Here is an 11,401-nt window from a genome sequence, read left to right as displayed (position 1 = left end):
CAGCTTCAAGGGAAGAAATAAATATACTGGCATAAGCGTTGCTTTATAAATAAGCAGCAAGATCAATTAGATCGCATATCAAGAAAGACAAAATGTAGGAGGAACTAAGATGACGGAGAGACCGGTACTTGGAATTTTACTGGGAGATGCGGCTGGCTGTGGACCGGAAATTGTAGCCAAGATGGCAGCTGCAAAAACCTTTGATACATACTGCAGACCTATCCTGATTGGAGATGTAAGAGTACTTGAGCGGGCAATGGATGTGTGCAAGGTGAGAGATCAGATCAGACTGCAGGTTATTGATAAGGCAGAAGATGCAGACTGGAGCAAGGGACTGCCGATTCTGGATCAGAAGGATGTAGATCCGGCGGAGGTTCCGTTTGGAGTTAAAACCATTGTCAGCGGCAAGGCAATGCTGCATATGCTGGATCTGGGAGTACAGCTCTATCAGGAGGGCAAGATCGAGGGATTCTGTTTTGTACCGCTTAACAAAGCAGCACTTCATGATGCGGGATGTCCATTTGAGAGTGAGCATCACTACCTGGCGCATCTGCTTGGACATACAGAACCGTTTGGAGAGATTAACTATACAGACGGTCTTATGACAACAAGAACTACAAGCCATATACCGATCAAGGATGTGAGTAAAAATCTTACCTTTGAGAGTATCAGCCGGGCGATCCGACTGATTGACACAACACTTCGGAACTCCGGACTTGAAAATCCAAGAATCGCAGTAGCGGCATTAAATCCACATGGAGGAGAGAATGGAAACATCGGTACGGAGGAGATTGACGTGATCCGTCCAACTGTGGAAAAGATGCAGGCTAAAGGATACAACGTTTCCGGACCATACCCGAGTGACACATTGTTTATCAAGGCTTTTGCTGGTGATTTTGATGGTGTCGTAACCATGTTCCATGATCAGGGGCAGATTGCTTTAAAGCTTAAGGATTTTGGCAGCGGTATCACAATTGCTGGTGGTTTTAAGATCCCGATCGTAACTTGCGGACATGGAACCGCCTATGACATTGCCGGCAAGGGTCTTGTGAGAACATCATCCTTTGAGGAAGCAGTCAAGATGTGCTCCAAGATGGCTGTGGCTAATGAGACAAAGTAAAAGAAGTTTTACAAGGAGGGAGTAAATCATGGAAATAGGTATTGTATTACTTGTTTTCTTTGTGCTTTTGTTTCTTGGGCTTCCAATTGCCTATGATCTTATCTGCGCATCTTTTCTGTATATTATTTTCTTTTCTAAAATACCCATTATCATTGTGGCACAACAGATGCTTCAAGGAGTGGATTCATTTACATTGCTTGCGGTTCCGTTTTTTGTCATTGCTGGAGTATTGATGCAGGAAGGAGGCATTTCAGATAAGATCGTCGACTTTGCTAAAAAACTTGTCGGACACTTACCTGGTGGAATGGCAATCGTCACGACCCTTTCCAGTATGATTTTTGCCGCAATGACCGGTGCGGGAGCTGCCACCACCGCAGCTGTTGGCGGCATTATGATTCCGGAGATGAAAAAAGAAGGCTATGGAGATGGATTTGCCTGTGCTTTACAGGCAGTTGGCGGAGTATTTGGACCAATTATTCCTCCAAGCATACTGATGGTGTTGTATGCGGTAGCTTCCGGGGCATCGGTTGGAGATATGCTGATGGCAGGAGTGATTCCTGGTATTGTATTGGGAGCCATTTTGATAACAGTGGAAGTAATTATCTGCATCCGAAAGGGCTATAAAGGCTCCTCTAAAAAAGCCAGTGGCAAGGAAATAGCAGATAGTTTCATCAAATCTATTTGGGCAATGTTTGCTCCACTTCTGATTCTTGGCGGAATCTACTCGGGCATCTTCACTCCGACAGAAGCATCTGCCGTGTGCTGCTTCTATTGTCTGATTATTGGAGCATTTGTTTATAAAGGATTCAAACTGAAAGAAGTTCCGCACATCGTATATAAGGGATGCAAGAGTGCAGCGGGTATCATGCTGATTGTAGCAGCAACGCAGATCTTCGGATGGGTATTGACAAGAGCACAGATACCACAGAAGGTTGCAAATTTCTTTGTAAGTAATGTCCACAGTCCTTTGGTGTTTATGATTTCAGTGATTCTGATTCTTTTAGTAGCTGGATGCTTCATTGATGCCGTTCCAAATATGCTGATTTTTGCTCCGATTTTTGTACCTGCAGCGCAGGCTTATGGAATCAATTTAGTATATTTCGGCGTCATCATGGTTGTTGCTCTTTGTGTAGGCCTTGTAACACCACCTGTTGGGATCAACTTGTTTGTTGCAAGTAATGTTGGAGATACACCGGTTCACCGTATTATTCCGCATATTTGGGGATTGCTGCTGACTTGTGTTGCAGGACTTGTTGTACTTATGTTATGTCCTGGATTCTCGACATGGTTACCATCAGTTCTTCATTCGTAATTGTATTCATAATTTATTTAAACTATACGTGCAGGAAGCACATAAATAAAGGAGAAATTATATGAAAAAATCAATGAAAGTGTTGGCAGTTGTGATGGCAGGAGCAATGACTGCGTTGACAGGATGCGGATCCATTGGATCTGCTCCATCTGCTTCGGCAACTACAGCGGCAGCAGAATCAGGAACATCTGCTGAAACGCAGGCTGCAGGTGATGAAAGTAAAAGTGCAGAAAGTCAGTCGGCTTCAGGTGTAGATGAATCTATCCCTAAGACATCGCTGAATGTAGAGGGAGATGAAGTAGAACTGTCGCTTTTTGCTGGATCTATTCCGCAGAACACAGCGACAGGAGAAGCACTTGGTTTAATGACGAAGTATATTAATGAAAACTCCAATGGAACGATAAAAGCAACAGATTTCTATGATACAGCACTTGGAAATGCAACATCCATGGTACAGGGACTGCAGCAGGGAACGATCAACATTGGTGTGTCAGGAACAGCATACTTCTCAGGACTGGTTCCAGATGTAGATGTTTATCAGCTTCCATTCCTTTTCTCTGATCTTGCAACTGCACGAGCTGCGACGGCAAGTGACAGTAAATCATGCCAAGCAATCTTTGAAAAGCTTGAATCAAAAGGACTTGTAGGACTTTCCTTCTGGGAGAATGGTTTCCGTGAACTTACCAATAATGTAAGAGAGGTATCTAAGCCAGAAGATTTAAAGGGTATTAAGATGCGTACACTGCCGAATGATGTGCAGAAGGCGACGTGGGAAGCAATGGGAGCTATTACATCCCAGATTGATGCATCAGAACTTTATACTGCATTACAGCAGGGAACAGTGCAGGCGCAGGATAATCCTCTGCATGAAATTGTAGCTCGGAAATTCTATGAGGTTCAGCCATATGTAACTCTTACTGATGCTGTCTATACTCCATTCCTCATGGCAATGAGCAAAACAACTTATGACAGTATGTCAGAATCACAGCAGCAGCTTATTAAGGAAGCTGCGGACTGGGCAAGAGAAAAACAGATTGAAATTACAGACAAAAATCAGGCTACCGCACTTCAGACATTAAAAGATAATGGATGTAAGGTTCAGGAAAATCCAGATAAAGATGCGTTTAAGGAGATTGCCAAGACAACATGGCATATATACACAGATGCTAACGGTACTGAAATTCTGGATATGATTGAACAATAATGATAGGCAGTAACACTTTGTAAATGAATATGACTGGGATTCTGTTGCATAAAAATATATCATAGGACCAACAGAATCCTGGGATTATATTAATGTGAGGATAGTATGAGACGAATTATTGATTTAACCAATCCGATTGAAGAGCATTGGAGATATGGCATAAAGTTTGAGGAGGTAGAATCCTTTGAAAAAGGAGACCAGTGGCAATCAACAGCGTATAACTTGAGATCTCATTGGTTTACTCATATGGATTTTCCAGTTCACTTTCAGGATCATGGCAAGGATTCTAATGATTATCCTCTTGACTACTATGCGATTACTAATTGCTTGGTGCTGGATCTAAGCTATGTAGGCGACAATGAAGGAATTACGGCAGAGATGCTGGAAAAAGCCAATGAACCCTTTAAAGATCAGCACTTTGATTCGATTTTGATTCGTAGTGACCGGCCCAAAAAGGTAAGCTGGAAGACAACAGAATTTTGGGATAATTCCTGCTATGTTACGGAAGACGGCGCAATCTGGATCCGAGATTATGCTCCTCGTGCTGTGGGTTATGATTTTGCTCAGGACTATGAGATACGGCTTATCCGTAACAGAAAACCGGGGCAGATTATTACACAACCAGTGCATCAGCATGTATTGGTAGAGGGACAGATTCTGCAGTTTGAGTACATTACTAATCTTTGGAATATCAAACATCCGACCTGTACACTGATTTGTCTGCCTTTAAATACGCAACATGCTAATGGCACGCAGATTCGGTTGGTTGCAGTTGTTGATGAATAGTCAGAGATTGCGAAAGGAAGCATGATATCATGAAAATGATTAAAAAAATTCTGGCAACCATTTTTGGATTGGTTGGCACAGCAATGATTCTGATTGTGACATATGCAGTATTCTCAAGAGATGTTCTTAAAATTTCAGTTGCATGGTCCGACGAAATGCTAAAGCTGTTAGATATTTGGATGATTTTTGTTGTATCTTCAGTGGTTTTTTATGATGAAGAAACCATTGCGCTGACGTTGCTTGAAGATTCCAATAAGATTCGGAGCGATGGACCTAAATATCATATTATAAAAATCATTCAATATTTAATTACCGGTGCTGTGAGTATAGAGCTGATTAGAGAATTGGTAACGATTATTCAGACACAGATGACCACTTGGGAGGTTACCACGGTAATCAAGTATCCATTATGGATCTTAAACTTAGGGATGCTGATCGGATCGGTTTTGACTGCCATATTTGCAGTAATCAAGATAGCAGATGCAGGAAAGCATTTCCATGAAGCACCGGGTATTCTTGAGTAAACAGATTTAATCTGTGAATCAAAGTAAAGAGTAATGAATAATTTCCGTCAGTTAATAGTGTGGAGGATAAATTGATGAAATTCTTTATTGATACTGCAAATGTTGATGAGATCAGAGAAGCAAATGATATGGGCATTATTGCCGGTGTTACCACCAATCCATCGCTGATTGCCAAAGAGGGGCGAGATTATATGGAGACTCTCAAGGAAATCACAGAGATTGTAGATGGACCTATTTCCGGAGAAGTAAAAGCAAGTACCACAACTGCAGAGGGAATGATTGCAGAAGGACGAGAGATCGCAAAACTTCATAAAAACATGGTTGTTAAGATTCCGATGACCAAGGAAGGGTTAAAAGCAGTGAAGGTTCTTGCAAGCGAAGGAATCCACACAAATGTAACGCTTGTATTCAGCGCAAATCAGGCACTGCTTGCTGCGAGAGCGGGCGCTACATATGTATCTCCTTTCCTTGGAAGACTTGATGATATTTCAACCGATGGTATTAGCCTGATTCAGGATATTGAAGATATTTTCCAGATGTATCCGGATATTGATACACAGGTGATTTGCGCATCCGTTCGTCATCCAATGCATATTATAGAGTGTGCCAAGACAGGTGCAGACATTGCGACTGTTCCATTTAAAGTACTGATGCAGATGACTCAGCATCCGCTGACGGATATCGGCATTGCAAAGTTTGTTAAGGACTATGAAGCTGTTTTTGGGAAATAATAAATAAGGCAGATTAATGAAACAGACAGAACATTTCTGAGAAAGTAACATTTTCAGGAATGTTCTGTCTGTTTTTAAGCAGAGTGCATCTGGCAACGCGCTTTTAAAAATATAGACTTAAATAGCAATGCCGGCTCTGTTGAGCTCCCAGGCAATATGAGCGCTCTCTTCTAATTCCTCCAGACAATAAAATGCATCTAATATATCTTTTCCTGGGACAACCGGACCGTGCTTTTTTAAAATAAATCCATCACTATCATGAATCCGACTTCGGAAGGCTTGAAACAGAGCTTCGGAGCCTGGCGCAGCATAAGGTACAAAACCAACTGAGCCGAGTTTCATCCGCAGATAAGGTGTATGATCAGGAATCACATCTGTTTCGTCAGCAGCAGGAATAAAGCTCCATAATACGGAGTAAGTACTGTGTGTATGAATTACAGCACCAATGCTTTCTGATTTTTGATAGAGGGCAATATGCAAAGGCCATTCTTTACTTGGCTTCTGATCGGACAGAGCTTGTCCATCCAGGGAAAGAGGTACAAAATCATCTGCTGAAATTGTTCCTAGACAAGTTCCGCTGGCACTGATATAGATTGTATTGTTGTGGCGGAAGCTGATATTAGCCGAAGAACCGGATGTTTTGTTACGTGCAAAGAGACTATGCGAAACCCAAACTGCATTTTCGGCCTTTAATTGTAATGTATTATCCATAAAAAAGACTCCTTTTCCAATTGATGTATTTATAAAGTTGAAAGGTTATATGTTTTGAGTCATCTTGACAGCTCTGACAAAAAAGTCAGTTTGTCCAAAGTTGCCGCTCTTTAAAATAAGACGAATGTCAGGACGTTCTACTGGAACCATTATAGGTACTCCCGGAGCGACACTTTGACCGATATAGTAAGATGAGAATTTCAGAGCTTTTGTCACTGCTCCAGAGGTTTCTCCACCTGCTGATATAATCCTAGTATATCCAGCTTCAACAGCACGTTTTGCAAGCTCCGCTGTTGTATATTCAAGTAAAGCTGCTATTTTTTCAGCACCATGCAGTTGATATTCTTTGACTTTTTCTGGAGTGTCTGAACTGTAAGCCAGTACAAAAGTATTATCAGTAGTATGTGCTGAGATATAGGACCAGATTGTATCTACCGTTTGTTTTCTGTCCAATAGTAGGACGGGATCAATTTTGATGGTTGGTAAACCTTGAGATTGGTAAAATGCAATCTGGTCAAGAGTTGCTTTAGAACAGCTTCCAGCAAGCAGAACAGCACGTCCTGGTGTGCTGCTTTGCGGAATTTGATTATCTGCAGGTACTTTATTTGTCCAAAGCTTGGCAAGTGGCTGTAATATTCCACTGCCTCCTGTCAGTAGTTTTAAATGGAAAAATGTCTTTGCAATTTGTGCACAGTCTTCTTCAGTCTTACATTCAGGAATTAAATAGTATGGAGCTGCAGATGCTGTAGAAATTGCAGTTTGATTTAAAGATAAGTTTATTGGATAGGAGACATATTTGCTTTGTGGTTTCATTAATCGTTCAATGCTTGAATCCCACATTGGAGTAAGCGGGTGATTTTTCATCGGGCTTTGATCCAAAGGCACACCATTTACCATAAGCTGTCCATTTTCTACGGTCCGTCCATTGACAGGAAGTGCGGGACACAGAATGGAATATGAAGAATGCGTCAGATCCATCAGAGCATCAGCCACCGGACCAATATTGCCTTTGGGAGTAGAATCAAAGGTTGAACAGTATTTAAAATAAATTTGCTGGACACCTTGAGACAGTAAATATTTTGCTGCTTTCAGGCTTTCAGATATAGCAATATTAGTTTCTGCTGTTCGCGATTTTAAAGCAATTACAATTGCATGAGTCTCATTTGAGTCGGAAATCACAGAATCAGTCGGAATACCATTAAATAGCCTGACGCTAAGCCCGCCTTTAACCAGGAATGAAGCGGCGTCACTAGCACCAGTAAAATCATCAGCAATACATCCTAAAACAGCCATAAACCCTCCTTTAAAACATTAGCTATAATAGGTAGAAGCAAACTACATGCCAAAGGTATGCTGGATGATCGTTAAAGTAAGGCATGAATGCAGCATGCTTATATATCAAAAAACAACTGAGACAGATTAAGGAGTCAAGCCATGATGAGAATTTTATTTATTGTTCCCTATCCAGAACTCAAAGACATTATTGCAACCGTTTTAAAACATTTCCGTGACAATGAGAAAATATCGGTTGATATTGATGTCAAGAGAGTTGAGGAGGTTGAGAAACAGCAGCTTAAAAATTTGGAGCAGTATGATGCCATCATTGCGAGAGGATATTCGGCACTTCTTACTACAGAACGATATAAGAATATCCCGACAATCCGACTTAATATTTCAAGCTTTGATATTCTGCAATCGGTGAAAATCTGTGTGGAACGCTATCATGCATCAAATATTGCGCTGATTGTTACGGATCGTAAATTATATGGAATTAAGAACTTTGAAAATTTATTTAATGCAAGGATCGTAGTATTTGATTCCATACGACACGAAGAATTACCAGAAATTATTTCTAGGGCGAGGAAGGAATATTGTGATGCAGTGATTGGAGGTTATTCTGCATCAATTGCAGCTGAGCATGCCGGCATCAGATCTGTTGTAATTCAGACTGGAGAAGACGCAGTTCTTCAAGCTCTTGAGGAAGCAGTACAGACAATCCGTCAGATCCGTGCGGAGCAGACTCGAGCTGAGATGTATAAGGCAATTGTGTATTCATCCAATGATGGAATTTTGTTTGTTGATGCAGATGGAATCATCAGAGTAAGGAATCATGTAATACGCAAAATGAACGGAAATGTCAGCTTAATGCATAAGCTGTTGAAAGAACAGGTGCCGTGGCTTTATGACATTTATCAAAAATCCATAGAGCGGATGGAACCATTAAATGTACAGGTTTTGCAGATTCCACATACTAAAATAAAGGTTTCTGTAATAGCTCAACCGGTTATTGTTAAGCATGAAATCAGCGGGGTGCTGCTAAATATTTCAGATATTACGCGTATTCAGGAACTAGAAGGACAAATTCGTAAAAAGCTTGGTGAACGGGGATTATGTGCTAAATATCAATTCAAAGATATTATTCATGAAAGCCCGATTATGGATGAAGTAATACATAAAGCTCAGCGATTTGCAGCATCAGATGCCAATGTCATTATTGTTGGTGAAACCGGAACAGGCAAGGAGCTGTTTGCCCAAAGTATTCATCTTGAAAGCCAGAGAAAAAATGGGCCATTTGTAGTAATAAATTGTGCGGCAGTGCCTGATAACTTACTGGAAAGCGAATTGTTTGGCTACTCTGAAGGTGCTTTTACCGGTGCTAGTAAGGGTGGTAAGATGGGGCTTTTTGAACAGGCGCATCATGGAACACTTTTTCTTGATGAAATAGGGGAGATTCCTATGGCTACACAGACCAAGCTTTTGAGAGTTTTGCAGGAGCATCAGGTACGTAGGATCGGGGACGATAAGGTTATAAATGTTGATGTAAGAATAATTGCAGCGACTAATAAAAATCTGAGAAAACTATGTGATGCCGGAAAATTTAGAAGAGATTTAATGTATCGACTGGATGTGCTTAGATTGTTTGTGCCCCCGCTTAGAGAACGGGACAATGATGTTAAAGTGATTTTTGATTATCTTATGCAAAGTATCTGTAAAGAACATCAGCACCCAAGCATACGTTTAGAAGAAGAAGCGTTGCCTTTGCTCAAGGAATATCCATTTGTGGGGAATATACGAGAGCTGAGTAATATTGTTGAGAGGTTGTACGCGATGAGCTCAGGGACAAGTATTTCTCGACAGGCATTATATGAAGCTCTTTACCCGGAAGAGTTGAATGACTCGGATTTTTATTTGCTGGAGGGAGAAGATAAAGGCGCAGTGGACAGTATACATGATCATACTGATGAAGAGGATGAAAAAAAGAAATTTTTGGAGATTTTAACAGAATGCGGATGGAATCGCTCTAAAGCAGCTGAACGATTAAATTTGAATCGTTCAACAATCTGGAGAAAAATGAAAAAATACGGATTGTTGTGAATATTGAGAACGAACAATAAAAAATGGAGACATATGTTGCAATAATTTGATGCATACTGCAACAATTCAACGCATCATACAACATTTGGCAGAATCTCTCTATTTTTGTTTTTACATGTGAAAATTGACATTTAGGCTATTAAGAGGGAATAAAAGTTAGCTTGAGGGGAGAGAAATGACTGAAAAAATATATTAATGAGACTTGGCACTACTCTTGCTGAATATATTGTCAAAATAATTCAAAGGGGGTTGGTGTTATGTCAACAGCGTATGTACTCATTGTTTTTGCATTTGCGATAGTGCTTATGATCATTCTTATTTCTAAATTCCATTTAAATGCTGGAATTGGAATATTGCTTGCGGCCATTGGACTTGCGATTGCATTAGGAACTCCGTGGGAAGAAATTGAAGATACCATCAATAAAGGCTTTTCCGGCACCATAAAATCAGTTGCAATAGTGATTTTCCTTGGATGTACTATGGGAACAGTCCTCGAAAGGACAGGTGCTGCGATAACCATTACAAAATGGATTATCGGACTTGTTGGAGAAAAGAATATAATATGGGCGATCGCATTTTCATCATTTATTCTCGGTATCCCAATATGGGCTGATACTTGTGTCATATTACTGATTCCGATTGTATCTTCTCTGGCATTAAAAACAGGGAATTCAATGATGAGTTTTGGTACGACACTGTATCTAGGAGCCTTGGTTACAGCTTCGTTGGTTCCACCGACACCTGGACCGGTATCCGCAGCAGCTTTGCTTCAGGTGCCACTTGGTCAAGCGATTTTATGGGGGTTAATAGTTGCCGTTCCAAGTGTTATTGCCGCAACATTATACTGCATGACTCTTAAGGAACCGGTAGCACCGTTGAAAGAACATCTTGTGGCGGCACAGGAAGCGGAGGGAAAGAGTCTACCCGGTTTAGGAATCTCATTATTACCGATTCTGTTACCGCTAGTGTTAATTCTATGTAATACAGCAACGGCAGTCGTATTGCCTGATACCGGAATTGCTCATTTTATGGCATTTATAGGAAGCCCATTAGCTGCTCTTTTGGCAGGATGCTTTGCTTCGCTATTTTTAACTGGAGACAAATGGAAAACACCGGAAGTGTTGGATAAATGGGTGGATGATGGCATGAAGGCAGCGGCAATGCCGATCATTGTGACCGGCATGGGTGGAGCACTTGCAACTTTTGTAAAAAATGCGGGTGTTGCTGATAAAATTGCAGAACTTATTTTGCAATCAGGATTTCCACCGATTCTTATTCCAATCATAATGGCAGCAATTATTCATGTGGTTACGGGTTCAAATGCGCTGGGAGTAATGACATCTGCTGCGCTGGTTCAACCTATGTTGGCACAATTGGGAATTTCACCAGTCGCTGCATTTCTTGCATGTGGTACAGGTGCATTAATGTTTAAACACGCCAATTCCTCAGGATTCTGGGTGACGGTCTCAATGTCAAATATGAATGTAAGTCAGGGAATCAAGGCTGTTGGTGGGGCATCTACAGTAGCTGGCTTTACCGGCGCAGTACTAACATGCATTCTCGCAGCAATGCATATTATCTAATTCATTGATGCAATGCATATTTCTATAGTGTGGCTGAATGATAAAAGCTGATAAT

At 41.0% G+C, this 11,401-nt stretch carries 10 protein-coding genes; 8 read left to right on the top strand and 2 right to left on the bottom strand.

The genetic code is table 11. The features are described from left to right. Positions 1-109 precede the first annotated feature (109 nt). The 6 genes from ACTNEN_RS08790 (at position 110) to fsa (ending at position 5,677) form a co-directional block, all read left to right on the top strand. On the top strand, positions 110-1,120 hold the full coding sequence (locus ACTNEN_RS08790) for a 4-hydroxythreonine-4-phosphate dehydrogenase PdxA (RefSeq protein WP_441205914.1): 1,011 nt from the start codon (positions 110-112) through the stop codon (positions 1,118-1,120). A gap of 28 nt (positions 1,121-1,148) precedes the next feature. Continuing rightward, a complete protein-coding gene (locus ACTNEN_RS08785) occupies positions 1,149-2,432 on the top strand; it encodes a TRAP transporter large permease (protein WP_441205913.1) in 1,284 nt (427 codons plus the stop codon). Between the two features lie 61 nt (positions 2,433-2,493). Further along, complete coding sequence (locus tag ACTNEN_RS08780) at positions 2,494-3,636, top strand: DctP family TRAP transporter solute-binding subunit (protein ID WP_441205911.1); 1,143 nt, start codon at positions 2,494-2,496, stop codon at positions 3,634-3,636. Between the two features lie 105 nt (positions 3,637-3,741). Continuing rightward, positions 3,742-4,422 carry a cyclase family protein gene (locus ACTNEN_RS08775; protein WP_441205910.1) on the top strand — a complete coding sequence of 227 codons (681 nt, stop codon included), beginning with the start codon at positions 3,742-3,744 and terminating at the stop codon, positions 4,420-4,422. A 29-nt stretch (positions 4,423-4,451) separates the two neighbouring features. Then, positions 4,452-4,946: a TRAP transporter small permease gene (locus ACTNEN_RS08770; RefSeq protein ID WP_441205909.1), complete on the top strand. Its 495-nt coding sequence runs from the start codon at positions 4,452-4,454 to the stop codon at positions 4,944-4,946. Between the two features lie 74 nt (positions 4,947-5,020). Further along, the gene (fsa, locus tag ACTNEN_RS08765) at positions 5,021-5,677 is read left to right on the top strand and encodes a fructose-6-phosphate aldolase (protein ID WP_441205907.1); all 657 of its coding nucleotides are present in this window, start codon (positions 5,021-5,023) and stop codon (positions 5,675-5,677) included. Positions 5,678-5,794: 117 nt separating this feature from the next. Here the strand turns inward: fsa and ACTNEN_RS08760 are convergent, their stop codons facing one another. Both ACTNEN_RS08760 and otnK read right to left on the bottom strand, forming a co-directional pair. Next, entirely contained in the window at positions 5,795-6,388 is a 594-nt protein-coding gene (locus ACTNEN_RS08760) for a class II aldolase/adducin family protein (protein ID WP_441205905.1), read from the bottom strand. 45 nt (positions 6,389-6,433) lie between these two features. Beyond that, positions 6,434-7,681 carry a 3-oxo-tetronate kinase gene (gene otnK / locus ACTNEN_RS08755; protein WP_441205903.1) on the bottom strand — a complete coding sequence of 416 codons (1,248 nt, stop codon included), beginning with the start codon at positions 7,679-7,681 and terminating at the stop codon, positions 6,434-6,436. Positions 7,682-7,822: 141 nt separating this feature from the next. On the opposite strand from otnK, the gene ACTNEN_RS08750 reads away from it, so the two are divergent. Both ACTNEN_RS08750 and ACTNEN_RS08745 read left to right on the top strand, forming a co-directional pair. After that, entirely contained in the window at positions 7,823-9,763 is a 1,941-nt protein-coding gene (locus ACTNEN_RS08750) for a sigma 54-interacting transcriptional regulator (RefSeq protein WP_441205902.1), read from the top strand. 257 nt (positions 9,764-10,020) lie between these two features. Continuing rightward, on the top strand, positions 10,021-11,346 hold the full coding sequence (locus tag ACTNEN_RS08745; protein ID WP_441205900.1) for a GntP family permease: 1,326 nt from the start codon (positions 10,021-10,023) through the stop codon (positions 11,344-11,346). Positions 11,347-11,401: the final 55 nt, after the last annotated feature.

The organism is Oribacterium sp. HCP28S3_H8 (assembly GCF_052064775.1).
In the GTDB taxonomy this organism is placed as follows: domain Bacteria; phylum Bacillota; class Clostridia; order Lachnospirales; family Lachnospiraceae; genus Oribacterium.
This window is presented reverse-complemented; position numbering and strand designations above follow the sequence as displayed.